At 61.2% G+C, this 22,853-nt stretch carries 16 protein-coding genes; 8 read left to right on the top strand and 8 right to left on the bottom strand.

Features of this window, described 5'->3' with window-relative positions:
- Positions 1-76: 76 nt before the first annotated feature.
- The 4 genes from PZN02_RS00500 (at position 77) to PZN02_RS00485 (ending at position 7,018) form a co-directional block, all read left to right on the top strand.
- Complete coding sequence (locus PZN02_RS00500; RefSeq protein WP_280659701.1) at positions 77-1,624, top strand: Do family serine endopeptidase; 1,548 nt, start codon at positions 77-79, stop codon at positions 1,622-1,624.
- A gap of 302 nt (positions 1,625-1,926) precedes the next feature.
- Positions 1,927-2,625, top strand: coding sequence for a response regulator transcription factor (locus PZN02_RS00495; protein ID WP_280659700.1), 699 nt, complete (start codon positions 1,927-1,929; stop codon positions 2,623-2,625).
- On the top strand, positions 2,622-4,028 hold the full coding sequence (locus PZN02_RS00490) for a sensor histidine kinase (protein ID WP_280659699.1): 1,407 nt from the start codon (positions 2,622-2,624) through the stop codon (positions 4,026-4,028). Before PZN02_RS00495 ends, PZN02_RS00490 begins: the two co-directional genes overlap by 4 nt.
- A 32-nt stretch (positions 4,029-4,060) precedes the next feature.
- Positions 4,061-7,018 carry a bifunctional [glutamine synthetase] adenylyltransferase/[glutamine synthetase]-adenylyl-L-tyrosine phosphorylase gene (locus PZN02_RS00485; RefSeq protein WP_280659698.1) on the top strand — a complete coding sequence of 986 codons (2,958 nt, stop codon included), beginning with the start codon at positions 4,061-4,063 and terminating at the stop codon, positions 7,016-7,018.
- 61 nt (positions 7,019-7,079) lie between these two features.
- Here the strand turns inward: PZN02_RS00485 and PZN02_RS00480 are convergent, their stop codons facing one another.
- The 3 genes from PZN02_RS00480 to PZN02_RS00470 all read right to left on the bottom strand — a co-directional run bounded on the left by PZN02_RS00480 (position 7,080) and on the right by PZN02_RS00470 (position 12,934).
- Positions 7,080-9,413 (bottom strand): PAS domain-containing sensor histidine kinase, encoded by a 2,334-nt coding sequence (locus PZN02_RS00480; RefSeq protein WP_280659697.1) that lies wholly within the window; start codon positions 9,411-9,413, stop codon positions 7,080-7,082.
- Between the two features lie 406 nt (positions 9,414-9,819).
- Positions 9,820-12,468: an aminopeptidase N gene (gene pepN / locus PZN02_RS00475; protein WP_280659696.1), complete on the bottom strand. Its 2,649-nt coding sequence runs from the start codon at positions 12,466-12,468 to the stop codon at positions 9,820-9,822.
- A gap of 271 nt (positions 12,469-12,739) precedes the next feature.
- The gene (locus PZN02_RS00470) at positions 12,740-12,934 is read right to left on the bottom strand and encodes a hypothetical protein (RefSeq protein ID WP_280661579.1); all 195 of its coding nucleotides are present in this window, start codon (positions 12,932-12,934) and stop codon (positions 12,740-12,742) included.
- On the opposite strand from PZN02_RS00470, the gene PZN02_RS00465 reads away from it, so the two are divergent.
- The gene (locus PZN02_RS00465; protein ID WP_280659695.1) at positions 12,891-13,829 is read left to right on the top strand and encodes a DMT family transporter; all 939 of its coding nucleotides are present in this window, start codon (positions 12,891-12,893) and stop codon (positions 13,827-13,829) included. The two genes, PZN02_RS00470 and PZN02_RS00465, sit on opposite strands and share 44 nt — an antisense overlap.
- Before the next feature lie 16 nt (positions 13,830-13,845).
- Here the strand turns inward: PZN02_RS00465 and PZN02_RS00460 are convergent, their stop codons facing one another.
- From PZN02_RS00460 to PZN02_RS00440, 5 genes are all read right to left on the bottom strand, one after another.
- A complete protein-coding gene (locus PZN02_RS00460; RefSeq protein ID WP_280659694.1) occupies positions 13,846-15,138 on the bottom strand; it encodes an MFS transporter in 1,293 nt (430 codons plus the stop codon).
- Positions 15,139-15,375: 237 nt separating this feature from the next.
- Entirely contained in the window at positions 15,376-15,531 is a 156-nt protein-coding gene (locus PZN02_RS00455; RefSeq protein ID WP_280659693.1) for a hypothetical protein, read from the bottom strand.
- Between the two features lie 62 nt (positions 15,532-15,593).
- Positions 15,594-15,773 (bottom strand): hypothetical protein, encoded by a 180-nt coding sequence (locus PZN02_RS00450; protein WP_280659692.1) that lies wholly within the window; start codon positions 15,771-15,773, stop codon positions 15,594-15,596.
- A gap of 140 nt (positions 15,774-15,913) precedes the next feature.
- Positions 15,914-16,798 carry a uracil-DNA glycosylase gene (locus tag PZN02_RS00445; protein WP_280659691.1) on the bottom strand — a complete coding sequence of 295 codons (885 nt, stop codon included), beginning with the start codon at positions 16,796-16,798 and terminating at the stop codon, positions 15,914-15,916.
- A gap of 40 nt (positions 16,799-16,838) precedes the next feature.
- Positions 16,839-18,131 (bottom strand): Hsp70 family protein, encoded by a 1,293-nt coding sequence (locus PZN02_RS00440; protein WP_280659690.1) that lies wholly within the window; start codon positions 18,129-18,131, stop codon positions 16,839-16,841.
- Positions 18,132-18,444: 313 nt separating this feature from the next.
- Here PZN02_RS00440 and PZN02_RS00435 point away from each other — a divergent pair, with 313 nt between their 5' ends.
- The 3 genes from PZN02_RS00435 (at position 18,445) to PZN02_RS00425 (ending at position 22,741) form a co-directional block, all read left to right on the top strand.
- Entirely contained in the window at positions 18,445-20,109 is a 1,665-nt protein-coding gene (locus tag PZN02_RS00435; RefSeq protein WP_280659689.1) for an electron transfer flavoprotein-ubiquinone oxidoreductase, read from the top strand.
- 632 nt (positions 20,110-20,741) lie between these two features.
- On the top strand, positions 20,742-21,740 hold the full coding sequence (locus tag PZN02_RS00430; RefSeq protein ID WP_280659688.1) for an ABC transporter substrate-binding protein: 999 nt from the start codon (positions 20,742-20,744) through the stop codon (positions 21,738-21,740).
- A 113-nt stretch (positions 21,741-21,853) separates the two neighbouring features.
- Positions 21,854-22,741, top strand: a complete 888-nt coding sequence (locus tag PZN02_RS00425; protein ID WP_280659687.1) for an ABC transporter permease — start codon at positions 21,854-21,856, stop codon at positions 22,739-22,741.
- Positions 22,742-22,853 lie beyond the last annotated feature (112 nt).

Genomic DNA, 22,853 nt, shown 5'->3' with positions numbered 1-22,853 from the left:
GGAACTCTCGTGGTCAAGGTTTTGAAGCCGCATGCCGATTGGCGATGGCTTCAAGGAAGAGAGAAGGCAAAAGCGAATGTCCAAGATCAAACGTCCATCCCTGAAGACGGTTCTGAAAACCTCCACCGTCGCCGGTCTCGCGGCGGTCATGCTGACCAGCGGCCTGCCGGCTCAGATTTCGCAGACCTTCGCCGAAGCGGTGAAGACGGAAGCCCCAGCGGTCCCGAGCTTCGCGAATGTCGTCGACGCGGTTTCGCCGGCCGTCGTTTCCGTTCGTGTGCAGTCGCGCGTGAACACCTCCGACGATGAAACCAGCAACTTCGGCTTCGACTTCGGCGGCCGCGGCTTCGAAGATCTGCCCGATGATCATCCGCTGAAGCGCTTCTTCCGCGAATTCGGCGGTCCGCGTGGCGATGATCGCGCCGAACGTGATCGTCGTGGTCCGCACGCCGAGGGCCGCCTTCGCCCGCGCGCCCAGGGTTCCGGCTTCTTCATCTCCGAAGACGGCTACCTCGTCACCAACAATCACGTCGTTTCCGATGGCTCCGCCTTCACGGTCATCCTGAATGACGGAACCGAGCTCGATGCCAAGCTGGTCGGTAAGGACAGCCGCACCGATCTCGCGGTGCTCAAGGTCGATGACCAGCGGAAGTTCGCCTATGTCACCTTCGCGGACGACAGCAAGGTGCGCGTCGGCGATTGGGTCGTCGCGGTCGGTAACCCGTTTGGCCTCGGTGGAACGGTGACGGCCGGTATCGTCTCGGCTCGCGGCCGCGACATCGGGTCGGGTCCCTATGACGATTACTTGCAGGTCGACGCTGCCGTGAACCGCGGCAACTCCGGTGGTCCGACGTTCAACCTTTCGGGTGAGGTTGTCGGCATCAACACCGCCATCCTGGCTCCGTCGGGTGGCAATGTCGGCATTGCCTTCGCGATCCCCGCATCTGTTGCCAAGGACGTCGTCGAAGATCTCATGAGGGACGGCACCGTCTCGCGCGGTTGGCTTGGCGTTCAGATCCAGCCGGTAAACAAGGATATCGCTGATTCGCTGGGCCTCTCCGAGGCAAGCGGCGCTCTGGTCGTAGAACCGCAGGCCGGCTCTCCGGGAGAAAAGGCCGGGATCAAGAAGGGCGATGTCATAACGGCAATGAACGGCGAGCCGATCAAGGATCCACGCGATCTGGCCCGCAAGGTTGCGGCGCTGCGTCCGGGCTCTTCTGCAGACGTCACTCTGTGGCGCGACGGCAAGTCGCAGAGCGTCAAGCTCGAAATCGGCAACCTGCCGAGCGACACCAGCGACGCCACGCAGCCGAAGGACGAGCGGTCCGAGCAGGGTCCGACAGCCAGCGACGAAGCGCTTGCCGGTCTCGGTGTGACGGTGACGCCTTCCGAGGACGGCACCGGCGTGATGATCGCTTCCGTCGATCCGGACTCTGACGCCGGCGACCGTGGCCTCAAGGAAGGCGAGAAGATTGTCACCGTCAACAATCAGGAAGTGAAGTCGGCGGACGACATCCTCAAGGTGATCAACAACGCCAAGAAGGATGGGCGGACCAAGGCGCTCTTCCAGATCGAAACCGAAGACGGCAGCCGCTTTGTCGCGCTTCCGATCGATCAGGGCTGATGTCACGACACTCGAAGGATTGGAGTGGCTCGCCCGCTTCGATCCATTCTGACCGATCGCGGTGATTGATCGGCACAATCCGCAATCGCCATGATCCAAAGGGCGCCGCGACATCCAAGTGATTTCGCGGCGCTTCTCCTTCGGGCCAAAGCGATGGTTGCTGCGGCGCTGCTGCATGACTGCTCGGGTCGAAACCATGCAGCAATTCAAAGTGCTACAGCGACCTCTGCGCGTCTCATTAGACGCACGGCGCTGGAGGTGTCGGAACCGAAACCGGTTGAGACAGATAGGGATCCGGGACTATGGTCACGCGCATGAAGATTCTGATTGTTGAAGATGACCTCGAGGCAGCCGCGTATCTGGCGAAGGCGTTTCGCGAGGCCGGTATTGTTTCCGACCACGCCAGCGATGGCGAAAGCGGGCTGTTCATGGCGAGCGAGAATGCCTATGACGTGCTGGTCGTCGATCGTATGCTGCCGCGCCGCGACGGCCTGTCGCTGATCACCGAACTGAGGCGGCGGGATATCCACACGCCCGTCCTCATTCTCTCGGCGCTCGGCCAGGTGGACGACCGCGTCACGGGACTGCGGGCCGGGGGCGACGACTATCTTCCGAAGCCCTACGCATTCAACGAGCTTCTCGCACGGGTCGAGGTTCTCGGCCGCCGCAAGGGCGCGCCCGAGCAGGATATGGTCTACCGCGTCGGCGATCTCGAGCTCGACCGGCTCGCCCACTCGGTCCGACGGCAGGGCAAGGAAATCCCGTTGCAGCCGCGCGAATTCCGGCTGCTCGAATACCTCATGAAGAATGCGGGTCAGGTCGTGACGAGGACGATGCTGCTCGAAAACGTGTGGGATTACCATTTCGACCCGCAAACCAATGTCATTGACGTACACGTCTCGCGTCTGCGCTCGAAGATCGAAAAGGACTTCGACGTGCCGCTGCTGAGAACCGTGCGTGGCGCCGGCTACATGATCAAGGACGACCGGACTGAGACATGAGCAAACTCAGGGTCCTGTTCAGAACGACGGCGGTCCGGCTCTCCGCACTCTATCTTGTTCTCTTTTCCCTCTGCGCGGTCTTCCTCGTCTTTTATGTGACAGGCATGTCCGAACGCCTGCTCGAGCAGCAGACGCGCGACGCCATCACCGCCGAAGTGAGCCAGATCGAAGCCGTCTACGAGCGCGCCGGCATGAGTGGTCTGCTTCGCTCGCTCGAGCGGCGAGCACGCCAGCCGGGTGCCAATCTCTATGTGATCGCCGGTCCGAGCGGGGAAATCCTCGCGGGCAACGTCGCCGGACTGGAGCCGGGCCTGCTTGACGACGAAGGCTGGAAGTCGGAGCCGTTCCGGTACCGGCGTTTCACCGACGAAAGCCGCGGGGAGAGTCACGTGGCGCTTGCCCAGGTCCTGCTGCTCGACAATGGTCTGAGGATTCTCGTTGGTCACGACCTCCAGGAGCCGGAGAAGTTCCGCATGCTCGTGCGCCAGGCATTGGTCGTCGCCCTGGGGGTGATGGGGTTCGGCGCGCTCGTCATCTGGTTCGGCATCGGCCGCAACGCCCTGAAGCGCATTGATCGTATGTCCGAAGCCAGCACAAAGATCATGGCGGGTGATCTTTCGCAGCGGCTGCCGACAAGCGGTTCGGGCGACGAATTCGACCGGCTGTCGGAATCGCTCAACGCGATGCTAGGGCGGATCGAGAAGCTCAATGAAGGGCTGAGACAGGTTTCCGATAACATCGCCCACGACCTCAAGACGCCGCTGACGCGCCTGCGCAACAAGGCCGAAGCGGCACTCTCCGGCAAAGAGGACGGAGGCCAGAGTGGTGCGCTCGAGGAAATCATCGCCGAGTCGGACCAGTTGATCCGCACGTTCAATGCGCTTCTGATGATCTCCCGGGTCGAGGCGGGTTCAGCCGTCGCCGAAATGAGCGATGTCGACCTCTCCCAGATCGTCGCCGATTGCGTCGAGCTTTACGAACCGGCCGCCGAAGACAAGGCCTTGAAGCTGGAAGCGGATATCCTCCCGGGCGTTGTGATCTCGGGGAATCGCGAGCTGATCGGGCAGGCCCTCGGAAACCTGATGGACAATGCGATCAAATATGCCGAGGGAGCGGCAAATCCACTGATCCGGGTGGCGATGACGAAGAGTGGAAACGAGGCGGTGCTGACGGTCGCCGATCACGGTCCCGGCATTCCGGAAGACATGTACCGCGAAGTATTGAAGCGCTTTGTCCGTCTGGATGAAAGCCGCTCGAAGCCGGGGACCGGTCTTGGTCTATCGCTTGTCGAGGCCGTGATGGAGATGCATCGTGGTTCGCTCACGCTTAGTGCAACCGACCCGGACAGCAAAGATGGCAAGGGACTGACAGTGCGCATGGTTTTCCCCGCTCGTACAACCTGATAGACCGGTCATGAGATTGGGAGGAGGTGTCGATGCTGGAAACGGATAAGCGGCGTCTGTCCAATATCGAAATGGTTCCGATCCGTCCGACGAGCCAGGCGGATGCAAAGGCTGCCTTGTCCGTCTTGAAGGATGTCGCCAAGGGCCACGATCGCATAGCCGATCTGCTGGCGTCTAATACGTCCCTCAAGGACTTCGTCATCTCGGCGCTCGCGCTCTCTCCGTTTCTGCGGGATACGACTGGCAGCCATCCGGCCATCCTCGAAGATTTGCTTGCCACGCCTTTACCTGAGTTCCTGAAGCGCCGGATCGAGGCAGCCCGGTCAGCGTGGCGATCCGAGCCGACGGCCGCCGCACTGCCAGACGCGGAAATCATGTCCAGGCTGCGCAAGGCAAAGCGTGAAGTGGCCTTCACGGTCGCTCTGGCGGACCTGTCGCGGCTTTTCGACGGTCGCGAAACGACGCGTTGGCTTAGCGATTTCGCGGCTGCCGCCGTCGCGGCCACGATCGATCATCTGCTCCTTGGCGCACACGAAAGCGGCAAGTTCAGGCTGAAGGATCCATCGGCACCGAGCATCGGCTCCGGGGTCGTTGCCCTTGGGATGGGGAAACTCGGTGCTGGAGAGCTCAACTATTCCTCGGACATCGACCTGGTCATCTTCTATGATCCGCAGTCCGGCATCGTCGTCGACCGGGACGATGCTTCCGAAATTTTCGCACGTCTGCTCAGGCGGCTAGTCCGTATCCTGCAGGAACGGACCGGTGACGGCTATGTCTTCCGCACCGACCTGCGTTTGCGCCCTGACCCGGGATCGACGCCGCTTGCGATCTCGATCGAAGCGGCGATGCTCTATTATGAGAGCAGGGGGCAAAACTGGGAGCGTGCCGCCTTCATCAAGGCGCGGCCGGTTGCCGGCGACCTAGAGGCCGGCGAGCGCTTCCTGAAGGAGCTGACACCCTTCGTTTTCCGCAAATACCTGGATTACGCGGCCATCGCCGACATTCATTCGATCAAGCGGCAGATCCACGCGCACAAGGGACATGGCGAAATCGCCGTGAAAGGGCACAACATCAAGCTCGGCCGCGGCGGTATCCGCGAGATCGAGTTTTTCGTCCAGACGCAGCAATTGATCGCCGGCGGCCGTATGTCCGAGCTTCGGCTGCGCGCAACGGAGCCGATGCTGCATGCACTTGTGAAGGCAGGATGGATCGATCAGTCGACCGCCGATGAGCTCATCGAGGCTTACTGGTTCCTGCGCAATGTCGAGCATCGCATCCAGATGGTGCACGATGAACAGACTCACGTGTTGCCGGAGACGGAGGCAGAGCTCAAGCGAATCGCCTACATGCTCGGCTTCGAGGATACCGCCTCCTTCTCAACGGAGCTGTCGCGCGTCCTGCGGACGGTCGAGCGGCGCTATGCGCAGCTTTTCGAGCAGGAGGCAAAGCTCTCGACCGAGACCGGAAATCTGGTCTTCACCGGACAGGCGGACGATCCGGACACGCTGGAGACCCTGAAGAAGCTTGGCTTCCAACGCCCGTCCGATATAGCGCGGACGATTCGCACGTGGCACTACGGGCGCTACCGGGCAACGCAGTCGGTGGAGGCACGCGAGCGACTGACAGAACTGACGCCGGAACTCCTGCGCGTATTCGGCGAAAGCAGGCGCGCCGACGAAGCATTGCTACGGTTCGACCATTTCATCTCCGGCCTGCCGGCCGGCATCCAGCTTTTCTCGCTGCTCGGCAACAACCCAAGGCTTCTATCGCTGATCGTCAACATCATGTCGTCGGCCCCCAGGCTGGCGGATATTATTGCCGCAAGACCGCATGTCTTCGACGGCATGCTGGATCCGGGCCTGCTCGCGGAACTGCCGACTCGGGAATATCTGGCACCGAGAATTGCAAATTTCGTTGCCGGCGGCCGCCATTACGAGGAGGTGCTGGACCGCCTGCGCATCATCGCCGCCGAACAGCGTTTTCTGATCGGCATCAGACTATTGACCGGTGCGATTTCCGGTATCCAGGCAGGGCGCGCCTTCACCGATCTTGCCGACCTCATCATCGCCGCGGCGCTCGATGCGGTGATGGACGAAGTCCGCGCGGCGCATGGACGCTTTCCAGGCGGCCGGGTCGCCGTCGTCGGCATGGGCAAGCTTGGCAGCCATGAGTTGACGGCCGGCTCCGACGTCGATCTCATCCTGCTCTATGACTATGATGGCGACGCGGGGCAATCCGACGGTGCCAAGCCGCTCGATCACGTGCGCTATTTCACCCGACTGACGCAGCGGCTGATCGCGGCGCTCTCGGCACCGACGGCCGAGGGCATCCTTTACGCCGTCGACATGCGGTTGCGGCCGTCGGGGAACAAGGGACCCGTCGCAACCCGCATCACGGCCTTTGCCAAATACCAGCGCGCGGAAGCCTGGACCTGGGAACACCTGGCACTGACGCGCGCGCGCTGTATCTGCGGCGATGACAGTCTGATCAGCGAGGCGGAGGCGATTTTCGGCGAGGTCCTTTCCCAGAAGCGCGACATTGGGAAGGTCCGCAAGGACGTGGAGGAGATGCGCGATCTGATCGACAAGGAAAAGCCGCCGAATGACATCTGGGATTTCAAGCTCATCCCCGGCGGTCTCGTTGATATCGAGTTCATCGCGCAATACCTTGCCCTGGTTGCGCCGGCAAAAGGGGTGACGCCGCCGCCGGCGGGTACGCACACGCTTGAGGCGTTGAAGAGCCTTGGCGCGGCGATGATGAACGCCAACGACCTGGAGGTGGCCGTCGACGCGCTGACGCTTTTCACCGAAGTCTCGCAGATCGTGCGCCTCTGCATCGACGGGGACTTCGACCCGAAGGATGCCCCCGCAGGCCTGGTCGATCTCGTCTGCGGGGCAGGGGACTATCCGGATCTGAAGCACCTCGAGGCGGATATCCGAAGCCTCTCCAAGGCGGTCCGCGGGATTTTCCAGTCCGTTGTCGCTCAGTGATCTGTGATGGCGTGATTTGAAGCTGTGCGATTCCGGGGCGGGGAACCGTTCCTGAATTTCTTCAGCCGCCAACTCGGTCGGGGATGCGGACGGATATGATCGTGCCGACGTTCTCGGTGGAGTGGATCTTCATCGTTCCACCATGAAGGCGCGTCAGCGAGCGGGAGATCGCAAGCCCGAGCCCGGAACCTCCCTTGCTTTTGGCGTACTGGCTCTGCACCTGCTCGAAGGGTTGGCCGATCTTTTGCAGCGCGTCCTTCGGAATACCGATGCCGGAATCGGCGATCGTCAGCGTCACCGCTCCAGTTACCTTGCGAGCCCTTAGCGAGATCCGGCCACCTTCGTTGGTGAATTTGACGGCGTTCGAAAGCAGGTTCAGCAGCACCTGCTTCATCGCGCGGCGGTCGGCGACCATGGTGAGGCCCGAGGAAATCTGCTGAACGACGCGGATGTTCTTCTGCTCGGCTGGAATGGTGGTGAAGCGCAATGTCTCTTCGATCAGCGGCGCCAAGTCGATTTTCTCGCGCGTGATGCGCATGTGACCCGCCTCGATCTTCGACATGTCGAGAATGTCGTTGATGACGTTGAGCAGGTGTTTGCCGCTTTCGTGGATATCACGCGAATATTCGTGATATTTCTCCGACCCGAGCGGACCGAACATCTGGTTCTGCAGGATCTCCGAAAAGCCGAGAATGGCGTTCAGCGGTGTCCGCAATTCGTGCGACATGTTCGCCAGAAACTCGGACTTGGCCCGGTTCGCGGCTTCTGCACGCTCCTTCTCCGCCTGATAATTGGCGTTGGCGACGGAAAGCTCGGCCTTCTGCTGTTCCAGCGTGATGCGTGATGCAGAAAGGTCGCCGATCGTTGCCATGAGCCGACGCTCGGACTCGCGCAGGCGCACCTGGTGACGCTTGAGCAGCGTGATGTCGGTGCCGACAGAAACCAGACCCCCATCGCGGGTGCGGCGTTCGTTGATCTGAAGCCATCGCTCGTCAGCGAGTTGCACCTCGCTTGTCTGCGAATGATTGCTGCGATCCGGATCGGCGACCCGCCGCTCGACGACCGGTCGTGCGGCGGCTGCGTGCACGACTGTCCGCTCCGTGCCGGGCACGAGCACATGGTCGGGCAATTGATAGGCCTGTTGATAGTGGGTGTTGCACATGACCAGGCGATCGTGCTTGTCCCAGAGCACGAAGGCCTCCGACGTGCATTCGATCGCGTCGGCCAGCCGCTGATCCGCTTCCGCATAGCGCTGGGCAAGGCGATGTTGCTCGGTGACGTCCATGGCGATGCCGATCAGGTGGGTGCGGCCGGAGACGGTGCGAATGACCTGGGCACGTGCGCGCAGCCATACGTAATGGCCGTCGGCGTGGCGCATGCGAAATACTTGGTCGATCTGGCGCGCATTATCCCGAGCGATCGCCCGGGCCACGCAGTAAATGCCGCGGTCCTCCGGATGCATCAACCGCGCGGCATCTCCAAAGGACAGCACACTGCTGTCGCCTGGCATGCCGAGCATTTCGTACATCGACCGCGACCAGAACAGCCGTCGGTTGGCGAGGTCGAAATCCCACAATCCGCAGCGACCGCGCGAGAGCGCGGTTTCGACGCGTAGGTTCGATTCGGCGAAAACCGCATCGGCGTCACGGGCGCGCTTTGCCTGGATGTAATAGGCGTAGAGCACGACGAGCAGGATGGCCGAGATGCCTGCGAACAGGGTAACGTTGAGCGAAACTTCGTCGCGCCACGCCGTTTCGAGTTCAGCGATCGGGATTGCCGCCAGAATGACGCCGGCGGCTTCTGGGAGCTGTGTCAAGGCAACAAGGTGATTGACGTCGCCGACGGACGTCTCCATCACGCTCGATCCTTCACCGTAATATTGCAACGTGGCGAGGTCCGGAGCGATCGACGCCAGCGTGCGTCCGATGAAATGCACGCCTTCGGTCGTGCTTGCGAATATCCGGCCGTCCTTGCGAACCGTCAGCAGAAACATGCCACCGTCGAGAGTGCCCGCAGGAAGATATTCGCCGAGTCGCTGTTCGGCCTCCCATCGCCGGCCGTCGGCGAAAAGTGTCGCGCCATCGGCTTGGAAGGCGGCTGCGGCTGCAGCGGCCGCGAGGCTGACGGCCTGGCGGGAACTGCCCTCCATCCGGGCGTGTTCGCCCATGATGCCCGACATGCGGGAAATGGCCACGATTATCAGGAAAGCGATGATCAGGACGGGAATGGAGCGCTTGAGAATGGGCTCGGCGCTCGCGAGCCGCTGCGATGCGGGCTCGGCAAACAACTTTGCCTGTTCGATGAACTCCCGCTCCAAGCTGGAAAGGCCCGGAAACTTGAGTCGCAACCGCCCATCGGCTGCGCTTCCCCGTCGCGCGTCCGCCATCTTTCCCAATGTTGTCATCCTCGAAAGCGCCCGGCATTCCCAATGAATGTGCCGAAGACGCCTGATCCTCTAAACCTGAGACATGAGCCGCCCCAGCGTTTGGCCGGGGAATAATTGTCTCAGTGATTCGGCGCGCCGCTCGCCCGAATCTGACTCAATGAATCACAGGGCGATTCGCCTTGTCCAGAGGGAATGGTAAAGATTTCTTAACCAATTCTCATCGTTGGAAAATCACAGGCCGGATTGCTGTCACGGCATCGGCTCTTGCTGTGCGATGAGCTTTAATTGATTGGAATCGTTCATGGCGGCATTACAGCGCGGCGCGTCCGGTCGGACGCGCAAAGGTCGCTGCAGCACTTTGAGTTGTTGCGTGATTCGAGCCAACGCCGCCGTGACTGCGATGGCGCGAGGGCTGTCAGGCTTCCAGCATGCGGTCGACGATATCGCTGACGTCCGCGGAGAGGTTGGCTGCGCCGGCGATCTCCGTAAGCGCGTTGCGGGCATGATCGGCGCGAACTTTCTCCAGCGAACGCCAGGAGCGCATCGACGTCAAAATGCGCGCCGCGAGCTGCGGATTGCGCGGGTCGATGTCGAGAATTTGCCGTGCGAGGAAGCGATAGCCTTCGCCATCGGCCCGATTGAACCCAGTCGGGTTGGAGAAGGCGAAGGTCCCGACAAGCGAGCGCACACGGTTTGGGTTGTTACCGTTGAAGAGCGGATCGGACATCAGCGTCCTGACTCGATCGAGGGTCTCCGGTCCGGGAATCGTCGCCTGGATCGCAAACCATTTGTCGATGACGAGTGCGTTGTCCGCAAAACGTTTCTTGAATTGAGCGAGCGCCTCGGCCGTCTCTTTCGCATCCGGGAAACGTTGTGCAAGCAAAGTCAGCGCGAGGCTGAGATCGGTCATGTTGTTGGCGGCACGGAATGCCTCCGCCGCCCTTTCCGGGCCTGTGTCACCATAGACGAGGAAGGAAAGCGCGCTGTTGCGCAACGCCCGCCGACCGGCACTGGTGGCGTCCGGGCTGAATGGGCCTGACGATGCCATGTCGTCGGCCAGCTGGGTGAAGGTGTCCCGTCCGGCTGCGGCGAGACCGGCCAGAATCTGTTGACGGCCGGCGTGAATGGCATCCGGGTCATTGTCGCTGCCGATTTCCCGAGCGACATCGGATTCGCTCGGCAGCGCCAGCGCCTGCGAGCGGAACGCTGGCTCCAGCTGGTCATCTGCCGCGGCGACAATCAGGCCATTCACGAGAGCGCTGTCGCAGGTAACCGGTTGCCCATTGCGTGCCTGCGTGGTTGCCGCAACCAGATTGTCGAGCGCAATGGCATTAAGGGCCTGCCAGCGGGCAAACAGGTCGACCTCGTGGCGCGCAATCAGTGCGCGATCCTCGGCGCTCTGCTCGATGTGCAGGTTGATCGGTGCCGAGAACCCGCGGTTCAAGGACGGCACGGGGCGCGACGGAATGCCGGAGAACAAAACCGTTTGCTTGCGTTTGGTCAGATGGATGACGTCTCCCGTGACGTCGGCGCCGGAAACCGTCGCGGCTTTCGCCTCGCTGCCATCCCCCAACAAGAGCCCGAGGCGCAGCGGAATATGCATCGGCTCCTTGGTGCTCTGGCCCGGCGTCGGAGGCACCGTCTGCTCAAGCGAAAGCGAAAAGGTCTGCTTGTCGGCATCGTAGGATCCGGAAGCCGTGACGAGCGGCGTTCCCGCCTGATGATACCAAAGCGAAAATTGCTTGAGGTTGCGGCCGCTGGCGTCCTCGAAGCAGGCAATGAAATCTTCGATCGTCACCGCTTGGCCGTCATGGCGGTCGAAATAGAGATCCATGCCCTTCTTGAAGAGGTCGCGCCCGAGGATGGTGGCGATCATCCGCGTCACCTCGGAGCCTTTCTCATAGACGGTGGTCGTGTAGAAGTTGTTGATCTCACGATATTTCGTCGGGCGTACCGGATGGGCGAGGGGGCCGGCATCCTCCGGGAACTGCTCCGACTTCAGGTGACGTACCTCGGCGATGCGCTTGACGGCACGCGAACGCATGTCCGCTGAAAATTCGTGGTCGCGGAAGACGGTCAGGCCTTCCTTGAGGCAGAGCTGGAACCAGTCGCGGCAGGTGATGCGGTTGCCTGTCCAGTTGTGGAAATATTCGTGCGCGATGATCGCTTCGATATTGGCGTAGTCCGCGTCCGTCGCTGTTTCCGGGTCCGCAAGCACATACTTGTCGTTGAAGACGTTGAGCCCCTTGTTCTCCATGGCGCCCATGTTGAAGTCGGAGACCGCGACGATCATGAAGATGTCGAGGTCGTACTCGCGCCCGAAAACCTCCTCATCCCACTTCATCGAACGCTTCAGTGCGTCCATGGCGTATGAGGCGCCAGCCTCCTTGCCATGCTCGACATAGATCTTGAGCGCGACCGTGCGACCGGACACCGTCATAAACGTATCTTCCACCACGCCAAGGTCGCCGGCGACCAACGCAAAAAGATAGCTCGGCTTCGGGTGCGGATCGAACCAGGCCGCAAAATGGCGGCCGTCGCCCATGTCGGCTCCGCCGAGATAGTTGCCGTTCGAGAGCAGCAGCGGTGCGGTCGCCTTGTCGGCGATAATGTTGACCGTGTAGACGGCGAGCACGTCCGGTCGGTCCGGAAAATAGGTGATGCGGCGGAACCCTTCCGCCTCGCATTGCGTGCAGTAGACGTTGTTGGTGCGGTAGAGGCCCATCAGCTTGGTGTTGGTCTCGGGCGAGAGCAGGGTGGTTACCGTGATCTCGAAAGGGGCCGTCTCCGGCAGCCCGCGGATCGTCAACGTGTCGTCCGTGGCCTCAAAAAGCGTTGGCGGTATATCCACCTGATCGAGCAACAGGCCGGTCATGCGCAATTCGTCGCCGTCGAGCACCAGCGGCGCCGCCGGGCTTACCCCCTCGCGCCGGTGGAAAATGAGGCGCGCTTCGACCTTTGTTTCCTTCGGGTCGAGCTCGAAGGTCAGATCCACTCTCTCAAGAACGAAGTCGGTCGGCCGGTAGTTTTCCAGATGAATGGTCTGGCCCGTATTTGTCCGCATGGTCAGTCTCGCTTGCGCCTTCGTTGTAGATTCGATTTGTAGAGGGCGCCTGTGATGGTGAAAAGCCCAAGGGGCGAAAAGCGAAGTTTTGCCACACGATTGTGATGCCAGCGACCGCACCCCGACGGACAAGACGTGGCTTCCGGTATTCTTCCCGTTCCCTTATCGATCAGTGGTTTACAGAAGCGTCACTAACAAGAACTAAATCGGCAAGGACTTTTTCGCGCTTGCTAAAAAATCTCGGAGAGCCCAGGCCGCAATGGTGGTCGCATCAAGAAAAAATGCTATCCATCAAGAAATTTGATCCATATTCCGCCATGGCGCCGCTAGAGTGAGCGTGACCTTCCTGCGGCTTTTCTGCCGCGTCTTCCACCGCCGACATTCTTTTTGCATTGGCCGGCAGCATATGAAAAGTGCGTTTGATGGATGCGGACATCCAAAGCCCGATGAAGGGAATCCTGCTCAAGGTACTTTCCGTCATCATCTTTGTTTGCATGTCCACTTGCATCAAGGCTGCGGGCGACGGCATCGCTACCGGCCAGATTACCTTCTACCGCTCCGCCTTTGCGATGGTGCCGATCCTGGGTTTCCTGGCGCTTCGCGGCCAGTTGCGTGATGCGTTTAGAACCAAGAACCTGACAGGGCATATAGCGCGCGGCTTCGTCGGCATTCTTTCGATGAGCTGCGGCTTCTACGGGCTCGTCCACCTGCCGCTGCCGGAGGCGATCGCGATCGGCTACGCCATGCCTTTGCTTGCCGTCATCTTTGCGGCCGTTTTTCTCCAGGAGATCGTGAGGCTCTATCGGTGGTCAGCGGTCATCATCGGGCTCACCGGCGTGCTAATCATCACCTGGCCTCGGCTGACGCTGTTCCATGATGGAGACTTCGGCTCGTCCGAGGCGCTTGGTGCAGCCGCCGTGCTGGCTTCGGCGACGCTTGGAGCGATCGCGATGGTGCTCGTGCGCAAGCTCGTGAAGTTCGAGCGAACGCACACGATCGTACTTTACTTCTCCCTGTCGGCCTCGCTGTTTTCGCTTGCGACGCTGCCCTTCGGCTGGCCGGCAATGTCGTGGACGTCCTTTCTGCTGCTGATGGTCGCCGGTTTCTGCGGAGGCGTCGCGCAAATCCTGCTGACGGAAAGCTACCGCCACGCCGACATGTCGACCATCGCTCCGTTCGAGTACACATCGATCGTACTGGGTATTGCCGTCGGCTATTTTCTCTTCGGTGACATACCGACGCGAACCATGTTGGCGGGCACCGCAATCGTTGTCTCTGCCGGGATCTTCATCATCTTTCGCGAGCATCAGCTGGGACTGGAGCGCAAGGGCGCCCGCAAGCATGTGACGCCGCAAGGCTGACGATTACTCGTGATCCCTATTCCGGCTGCCTCTCCCAAATAGGAACGGTGTCGTCGCTGATGAGCGTATCCGCATCCGCGTGCTGAGCGATTGGGCTCGTCACGTCGGGACCGGGCGTCGGCATGACCGTGGTCGCCTGGAAGTCGGTCTTGGCGACGAGTCCCTGGTGCTGGTCGCGCCTCAGGATGCGCCAGGCGGCGTAGCCACTATAAAGCGCGAAGTAGACGGCAAGTACAACGAACAGCGCCGCGGGGCCGAAGCGGTCCATGACCGGGCCGACCATCAACGGCCCAGCAATGGTTCCGATGCCATAGGTGATCATCAGGCCCGACGAGATTTCCACATATTCGTTCGGGCGGGCGAGGTCGTTGGCGTGCGCGACATTGAGCGCATAGATCGGAAAGAGCACGCTGCCGATGCAGGCGGCGACGAGATAAAGCATCGCCGGGCTGCTGCCGATCGAAACGGACATAACGAGGCAGGAGATGACGCCGACGATCCCGCAGGCGACCATGACGATGCGCCGGTCCATCCGGTCCGAAGCGCGGCCGATCGGTATCTGCGAGAGCGCGCTGCCTGTGAGCAGCGATGCAAGCAGCGTGGCGCCCTCGGCGGTTGAAAGCCCGATCCTCTGGGTGAAGACCCCGCCGAGATTGAGCCAGGCGCCGGAAAGCGCGCCGGCGAGAACGCCGCCGACGACGGCCACCGGCGAGCGGCGGAACAGGCCCGGAATATCGAACGTCGCCTGTGCCGGCGGGGCCGGCATGGGCGATGAGGAAAGCGCCGTCGGCAGCAGCGCCAGCGAGAACAGTACGCCGCAGAGAATGAACAGCGAGGTGTTGGTCGGGTCGCCGAGCGGCACCAGATATTGGCCGCCGATCGTCCCGACCATGGTCGTGATGAGGTAGAGCGAAAAGAGCAGACCGCGGTTTGCGTTCGTTACGCGCTCGTTGAGCCAACTTTCGATGACGAGATAGCTTCCTGAAATAGCAAAACCGGAGATTGCCCGAAAGGCGATCCAGGCACGCCAGTCGACGACAAGCCCGCACATCAGGATGGCAATCGAGAGCAGAGTGATCAACGCGGTAAAGACGCGGACATGCCCGACGCGCAGCACGAATTTTGGCGTAACGATGCAGGAAAGCGTGAAGCCGAGCGTGTAGCCGGTGGCGAAGATCGAGACCGTGAGCGTTGACCAGCTTTCGGCCACGGAGCGCACGGGAATGACGTAGCTCTGCAGCCCGAAAGCCACCATCATCAGCAAGGTGGAGAGCATCAGGCTGAAAACGGAAGCGAGACTGGCCAGCATCGGCGCTCCTACTGCAACTCAAAGTACTACAGCGTCCTTTGCGCGTCTGATAAGACGCGCGGCGCTGTAGACATTGCTGGCGTCGTTTTCAGCCGTTGCGGAGAAACGCCCGGGGCACGGGAAGGAGCGGTCGATCACTTTGCTCACTCCGCGGATCGGAATGAGTGTGGCTTTATCGAAATCTTTTGACGCTGTCGATTGCGACAGTCGATGGCGAAAAGAAGCAGGAAGAAAGGATTAGTTTGGCAGCAGCGGGCTGACCGCGACACGGTGAGCGCGCCGCGAGTCCTTGACTGTGCTCAAGCGGCTGTATTCCCGCGAGGCACGCACCGCTGTGCCGATGTCGGAGATCGTGTCGAGCAGAAACCGAATGCTGTCGAGCGGATTGGACATGATCCTGTTCCTTCTCTGCAATCCAGAACGAGCGTTGCGGAGCTGAGTGCTTCGCGCGATCGTTAGCGTTGGATGAATTCGGCGTAGATCTGTGCCGGGCGGCGCGTGGTGCGGGTAAAGCCGATTGCGGTCATCTGCTCATTGGCCGCCGTGCCGAAAGTGTTGAAAGGCGTCCGCAGCGCGACGCCGGCATGGCGGAGCGTCTCAAAGCTGCTATGAATCGGACGAAAGCGGGCAGTCATGGTTCATTTCCTTTTCCATTCCTCCCACATGTACATATTGCGGTGCAGCATCGATTTTGCAACGCATTAAAACGCGGCGCTGGCATGCGCAATTCGCATGGCTTTTTTCACTATTTTTTCATGAGTTGGGCGCGGAACTGTTAGCCGTTGATCTTCGCCTTGAAGACCAGCAGATCCTGCCATGCAAAACGCTTGTTGATTGGCGCGGTCACGAGATCCTGTGGATGCAGCGTTGCCAGCGCCGGAACGCGATGGCCGCCTGCGGAAAGCTCGCGCCATTCCCCCCGCAACTGATGGATCGTATCGGCACCGCCGAAGAAGAAGCGGGCCGTGAAGTTCCCGAGAAGCAGTAATTGCTTAGGCTCGGCCAGCGCGATCTGCCGCTCGATGAAGGGGCGGCAGATATCCGCCTCGCGGCCGGAAGGCACGCGATTTCCCGGCGGGCGCCAGGGTACGACATTGGTCAGCAGCACGTCCTGCCTGGCAAGGCCGATGCCGAGAAGCATGCGTTCGAGCATTTCACCGAGTCGGCCAGCAAACGGCTGGCCATCGCGATCGTCGTCGGCATAGGGCATCGGCCCGACGATCATGATCCCGGAAGAGGGGTCGCCCTCGCAGAACACGAGATTGCGCGCGCTGTTCTTCAGGTTGCAATGGTTGAAGGATTCCATTGCCGTTCTGAGTTCCTGCAACGAGCGCGCTGTTTCCGCGGCGAATCGGGCCTCTTTGACGGCCTGCTCGTCGGGAATCGCGACAGGCGGAGGAGAGGCAGCCGGCGCTGCAGGACCGGCATTGCGCGACGGGGTGGGTGCCGCCGGCTCTGCTCGCGCACCTTGCCTCTGGCCGGTGCCTGTTGGCCCGCTTTGCGGGGCGCTGCGCGCCTCCGCGCGCTTCGCCTTCATCGCCTCGAACTCTGCGAACCGGTCGACGGCTTCGTCTTCCAACAGCCATTCGACGCCCGCATCCGCATGGAAGGCGAGAAGCGCGGCAAGCTCTGCACGGGAAAGATGGTTGGCCGGGATCATGGCGCGAACTTAGCAGATCGGCGGGAGCGGTCCAGCGGCATCAGGCGGCGTCTGCCGTCCAGGTCGCGATGTCCTGCCGCTCGCCGATCAATGCCAGCCCGTGTGCTATCGAGAGGAGTTCTCCACCGCTTTCGATCTTTGACCGCTCGAAACGGTTGTCGAATATCCGCCTTACCGCCGGTACGAAGGAGGTGCCGCCGGTGAGAAATACCTTGTCGATCGTTGCCGGTGCCGTTTCCGTTTTTTGAAGCACCTCATCGAGTGCCTGTTCGATGCGGGTAAGGTCAGGCGCGATCCAGGTCTCGAAGTCGGCGCGCTGAACCGTCCTGCGCGCCCGCTCGCCGAGCGGCGCAAAGAAGAACTCGGTTTCATCCGCCTGCGACAGTCGCATCTTGGTGGCTGAAACCGCCTGGTAGAGCGGGTAACCCTCGTCATGCTCGATCAGGTCCACAAAGGCTTCGAGCTTTTCCGGCTCAAGGCTCGCCCGGACAAGCTTCTTCAGTTCGGAAAAGTCCTTCAGCGTCTTGAAGATCGAGAGCTGGTTCCAGCGGCCGAAATTGGCGTAATAGCTCGATGGCACTTCAAGCAGCTTGTCGAAGCTCTTGAACAGACTCCCCTTTCCGATGAGCGGTGAGACGATGTTGTCGATGACGCGGAAATCAAAATGATCGCCGGCGATGCCGACGCCGGAATGCCCGACCGGCGTCGCCGTCAGCTGGCCGCCCTCGCTCTCGAAGCGGATGATTGAATAGTCGGTCGTGCCGCCGCCGAAATCGGCGACGAGCACCGTTGCGTCCCTGTCGAGGGTCCGTGCAAAATAGAAGGCGGCCGCGACCGGTTCGTAGACATAGTGGACCTCCGGAAAGTCAAAGCGTGCCAAGGCGCGATTGTAGCGTTCGAGGGCCAGCTTCTCGTCCGGGTTGGCGCCCGCGAACTGCACCGGACGCCCGACAACAATGCGTTTCAACTCGCTGCTCCAGTCGCTGCCCGCATAGTCTCTCAAGCGCGCGAGGAATGCGTACATGAGGTCTTCGAAATCGTGCCGCTTTGCGAAGACCAGCGTGCCTTGGAAGAGCGAACTCGCTGCGAATGTCTTGATCGACTGAAGGAAGCGGCATTCGCCGGGATTGTCGATAAATTCCCGGATCGCCGCCTGTCCCGCTTCGATCTGTAACGGCCCGCGGCCTGCTCCCTTCAGGAACGACAGAGCCGTGCGCGTTGTGTCCGATTTGCCGGTGGAGCTTTCGAGGACGACGGAGCGGGTCGATGTGCCCTGTGACAATGCCAGCACGGAATTGGTTGTGCCGAAATCGAGGCCGAGGGCGGATGCCATGACTTTCTCCGTGTCTTGAGCAGGGTCCAGGAAAAATGGGTGCGGTTTTCCGGCGTTGCGATGAAGGGAGGGGCGGGCCTCCTCGCATGCGGGTGCGGCAAAAGCAAGCCGTCTTGGCTACCGATTCGCGTCCATATTTACGTTTACGTCAAAGTAATATAAGGCATGTGTGGTAATCTCATGAAGTTATGCGCAAATGCGGAGATAGTCTGTCGCATCCCGGCTCGACAATTCCGACCGCATTTGCCATGACGGGATGATTTGGCTTGAGAACAGAACCGGCGGAAGACCGGCGACACTGGAGAGCATGATAATGACCGAGGCGATGGAACTGCCCGAACGCGAGAGCATGGAATTCGACGTCGTGATCGTTGGCGCCGGTCCTGCCGGACTTGCCGCGGCGATCCGGCTGAAGCAGGTCAATCCGGAACTCTCGGTCGTGGTGCTCGAAAAGGGCGCAGAAGTCGGCGCGCATATCCTCTCCGGCGCCGTCGTCGATCCTGTTGGTATCGACCGGCTGTTGCCCGGCTGGCGCGACGAGCCCGACCACCCCTTCAAGACTGAAGTCACCGACGATCATTTCCTGTTCTTGGGTCCCGCCGGCTCGATCCGACTGCCGAATTTCCTGATGCCGCCGCTGATGAACAATCACGGCAACTACATCGTCTCGCTCGGCAACGTCTGTCGCTGGCTCGCCACTCATGCCGAGGCGCTCGGGGTCGAGATCTATCCGGGCTTTGCCGCAACCGAGGTGCTCTACAACGACGAGGGCGCAGTGATCGGTGTCGCCACCGGCGACATGGGCATCGAGCGCTCGGGCGAGCCGGGGCCGAACTTCGCCCGCGGCATGGCGCTCCTCGGCAAATATACGCTGATCGGCGAGGGCGTGCGCGGCTCGCTCGCCAAGCAACTGATCGCCAAATACAAGCTCGGTGAGGGCCGCGACGTGCCGAAATTCGGCATCGGGCTCAAAGAACTCTGGGAGGTGAAGCCGGAAAACCATAAGCCGGGCCTGGTGCAGCATTCCTTCGGCTGGCCACTCGACATGAGAACCGGCGGCGGCTCCTTCCTCTATCACCTCGAGGACAACCTCGTCGCCGTCGGCTTCGTCGTGCATTTGAACTACAAGAACCCCTATCTCAATCCCTTCGAGGAGTTCCAGCGCTTCAAGACGCACCCGACGATCCGCGGCACCTTCGAAGGTGGCAAGCGTCTTTCCTACGGCGCCCGCGCCATTACCGAGGGAGGCTACCAGTCGGTGCCGAAGCTCTCCTTCCCCGGCGGCGCGCTGATCGGCTGCTCGGCCGGCTTCGTCAACGTGCCACGCATCAAGGGCAGCCATAATGCGGTGCTGTCGGGCATGCTGGCGGCGGAGAAGCTCGCCGAGGCGATCGCCAGCGGCCGCGCCAATGACGAGCCGGTCGAGATCGAAAACGCCTGGAGGGCAAGCGACATCGGTCGCGACCTGAAGCGGGTCAGGAATGTCAAGCCGCTGTGGTCGAAGTTCGGCACCGCGGTCGGCGTCGCCCTCGGCGGCCTCGACATGTGGACGAACCAGCTCTTCGGCCTCTCCTTCTTCGGCACGCTGAGACACGGCAAGACCGACGCGGCCTCGCTCGAACCGGCGGAACAGCACCAGAAGATCGACTATCCGAAGCCGGATGGGGTACTGACCTTCGATCGCCTCTCCTCGGTGTTCCTGTCGAACACCAACCACGAGGAAGACCAGCCGATCCACCTGCAGGTGAAGGATCCGGCGTTGCAGAGGCGCTCCGAATACGACGTCTATGCCGGCCCGTCGACGCGCTACTGTCCGGCTGCCGTCTACGAGTGGGTGGAAAAGGACGGCAAGCCGACCTTCGTCATCAACGCCCAGAACTGCGTGCACTGCAAGACCTGCGACATCAAGGACCCGAACCAGAACATCAACTGGGTGCCGCCACAAGGGGGCGAAGGGCCGGTCTATCCGAACATGTAGTGTTCGGGGAGGCAGGGCCGCCCGGACCCCCGCCAGAAGAAGGCGCGGCGAAGGCCCGGTCTATCCGAACATGTAGTGTTCGGGGAGGCAGGGCCGCCCGGACCCCCGCCAGAAGAAGACGCGGCGAAGGCCCGGTCTATCCGAACATGTAGTGTTCAGCAGGCCCGCCGCAGGGGTCACTCACGAAATACATGCGGCGCGGGGCCGGATCTATCGGAGCGCGCAATGTAGTCGCCGGCGTCGCTATAGACCATCAGCCGGCAGTTCTGTCGCCTTGAACAATTACGCGCAACGTGCCCGAACCTTTCGGGGCACCGGTGTTGCGGCCAGAGTCGAATCCGACATTTCAAGAAGGAAGGCGGCCATGGGCGGCCCCTTCCGATAGCCCATCAATTTTATGTGTCCGGGACGCGGGGAGTCAGCGCAATCGCTGACGCAAATGGAAAAGTGTTTGCCGGAAAGACTCGGTAGCAATGCTAAGGCCGTAAATCCGAAAAGGCATTGACGGCCGTGGTAAGCTGTTGCTTCCATTCCTGCGGATTGGGGCAGGGGCCTTGTTCCGTTCGCTGTCGGCCGCCGCGGTGAGGCTGGCAGTTCGCCATGGGTACACCGCCATAACAAAGGGAACCGAAATGAAGAAATTCCTTGCAACGACTTGTCTTGCTGCCGGCCTTCTCGGCCTTGGCAGCGCGGCGTCGGCGGCAGAATGCGGCGACGTGACGATCGCCAACATGAACTGGCAGAGCGCCGAAGTGCTGGCGAACGTGGACAAGTTCATCCTGACCGAGGGCTATGGCTGCAACGCTGAGCTCGTCGTCGGTGACACGGTGCCGACGATTACCTCGATGATCGAGAAGGGCGAGCCGGATGTTGCGCCGGAAGGCTGGGTCGACCTGCTGCCGGATGTCGTCAATCGCGGCCTTCAGGAAGGCAAGCTCGTCGGCGCGGCGGTCGCGCTGTCCGACGGCGGCGTCCAGGGCTGGTGGATCCCGAAATACATCGTCGACGCCCATCCGGAGATCAAGACGATCGACGATGTGCTGAAGCACAAGGAGCTCTTCCCCGACCCCGAGGATCCGAGCAAGGGCGCCGTTTTCAACGGCCCGCAAGGCTGGGGCGGCACCGTGGTGACGACACAGCTTTACAAGGCCTATGGCGCCGAGGCTGCCGGTTTCACGCTGGTCGACCCTGGCTCCGCAGCCGGTCTCGACGGCTCGATTGCCAAGGCCTACGAACGCAAGGAAGGTTGGGTCGGCTATTACTGGGCACCCACGGCGCTTCTCGGCAAATATGAAATGGTCAAGCTTGACCATGGCGTCCCGGCGGATCCGGTCGAGTGGAAGCGCTGCAACACGGTTGCCGATTGCCCGGATCCGAAGAAGAACGATTGGCCGAAGGACAAGGTCCAGACGCTGGTGACCAAGGCCTTCGCCGATCGCGCTGGCCCGGCAATGGACTATCTCAAGACCCGCGCCTGGCCGAACGATACCGTCAACAAGCTGATGGCCTGGATGACGGACAACCAGGCGAGCGGCGAAGAAGGCGCGAAGCATTTCCTCGAGGAAAATCCAGACATCTGGACCACGTGGGTCTCTCCGGAAGTGGCAGAGAAGATCAAGGCCGCGCTTTGATCTGTTGATTCGAATGGGCGGCGCGCATCGCATGCGCGCCGTTCATGTTTGAAGACCGGCGGCGAAAACAACAACACAAGAACTCCGCCTGGAGCAATGCGAAGGGGAATCAAATGGAATGGCTGACCAAATTTCCGCATATGGACGATGACCGGCTTCGAGAGCTGAAGAAATTGATCGACGAGGGCTTCCGGACGTTCACGCGCGCCTACGGCGACGGCATCGAGTCTTTCTTCGAACCGCTGCAATTCTTTCTTATCCAGTCCGAGCGTTTCATGACGCGGACGCCCTGGCCGATCATCCTGATCCTGGTGGCGCTGATTGCCTGGCTCGGCAGCCGCAATTGGAAGATAGTGGCCGGTTGCGTGGGCACGCTTCTCGCCATCGGCTATTTCGACATGTGGGATGACACGATGAAGACGATCTCGATGATCTTCGTCTGTACCGTCCTGTCGATCGCCATCGGCATACCGATCGGCATCATCATGTCGCGCTCCGATCGCGTTCAGAACATCGTCAATCCGGTGCTAGACGTCATGCAGACGATGCCAAGCTTCGTCTATCTCATTCCGGTGGTCATGCTGCTCGGCATCGGCAAGGTTCCGGGCCTCATCGCCGTCGTCATTTACGCCATCCCGCCGATGATCCGCCTCACCAATCTCGGTATCAGGCTTGTCGACAAGGATGTGCTCGAGGCCGCAGACGCCTTCGGTTCGTCGAGTTGGCAGAAGCTCAAGAACGTACAGATGCCGCTTGCCTTGCCAACGATCATGGCCGGCATCAACCAGACGATCATGATGGCACTCGCCATGGTCGTGATTGCCTCGATGATCGGTGTTCAGGGTCTGGGCCAGCCGGTTTTGAAGGCGATCGCCAACCAGTATTTCACCCTCGGCATCTTCAATGGCCTGGCCATCGTCGGCATCGCAATCATCTTCGATCGCGTCAGCCAGGCCTACGGTCATCGGTTGCAGCGGCATCGCGAGATCGTTCACGGCTAAAGCCAACGAAAGACGGCCCGGAACAACGTTTCCGGACCGTCTTCTCTTATGCGATCAGCGCTCGATCAAGGCGGCGATACTAAGCCACCGTTTGCTCCTTGAAGCGTCGCCG

Source organism: Sinorhizobium garamanticum (assembly GCF_029892065.1).
Classification (GTDB): Bacteria; Pseudomonadota; Alphaproteobacteria; order Rhizobiales; family Rhizobiaceae; genus Sinorhizobium; species Sinorhizobium garamanticum.
This window is presented reverse-complemented; position numbering and strand designations above follow the sequence as displayed.

Coding starts and splice junctions, on each gene's coding strand:
- PZN02_RS00430 (WP_280659688.1), top strand. CDS start 20,742: ATGAAGAAATTCCTTGCAACGACTTGTCTTGCTGCCGGCCTTCTCGGC.
- PZN02_RS00500 (WP_280659701.1), top strand. CDS start 77: ATGTCCAAGATCAAACGTCCATCCCTGAAGACGGTTCTGAAAACCTCC.
- PZN02_RS00445 (WP_280659691.1), bottom strand. CDS start 16,798: ATGATCCCGGCCAACCATCTTTCCCGTGCAGAGCTTGCCGCGCTTCTC.
- PZN02_RS00440 (WP_280659690.1), bottom strand. CDS start 18,131: ATGGCATCCGCCCTCGGCCTCGATTTCGGCACAACCAATTCCGTGCTG.
- PZN02_RS00450 (WP_280659692.1), bottom strand. CDS start 15,773: ATGACTGCCCGCTTTCGTCCGATTCATAGCAGCTTTGAGACGCTCCGC.
- PZN02_RS00460 (WP_280659694.1), bottom strand. CDS start 15,138: ATGCTGGCCAGTCTCGCTTCCGTTTTCAGCCTGATGCTCTCCACCTTG.
- PZN02_RS00495 (WP_280659700.1), top strand. CDS start 1,927: ATGGTCACGCGCATGAAGATTCTGATTGTTGAAGATGACCTCGAGGCA.
- PZN02_RS00425 (WP_280659687.1), top strand. CDS start 21,854: ATGGAATGGCTGACCAAATTTCCGCATATGGACGATGACCGGCTTCGA.
- PZN02_RS00455 (WP_280659693.1), bottom strand. CDS start 15,531: ATGTCCAATCCGCTCGACAGCATTCGGTTTCTGCTCGACACGATCTCC.
- pepN (WP_280659696.1), bottom strand. CDS start 12,468: ATGCGGACAAATACGGGCCAGACCATTCATCTGGAAAACTACCGGCCG.
- PZN02_RS00485 (WP_280659698.1), top strand. CDS start 4,061: ATGCTGGAAACGGATAAGCGGCGTCTGTCCAATATCGAAATGGTTCCG.
- PZN02_RS00490 (WP_280659699.1), top strand. CDS start 2,622: ATGAGCAAACTCAGGGTCCTGTTCAGAACGACGGCGGTCCGGCTCTCC.
- PZN02_RS00435 (WP_280659689.1), top strand. CDS start 18,445: ATGACCGAGGCGATGGAACTGCCCGAACGCGAGAGCATGGAATTCGAC.
- PZN02_RS00465 (WP_280659695.1), top strand. CDS start 12,891: ATGGATGCGGACATCCAAAGCCCGATGAAGGGAATCCTGCTCAAGGTA.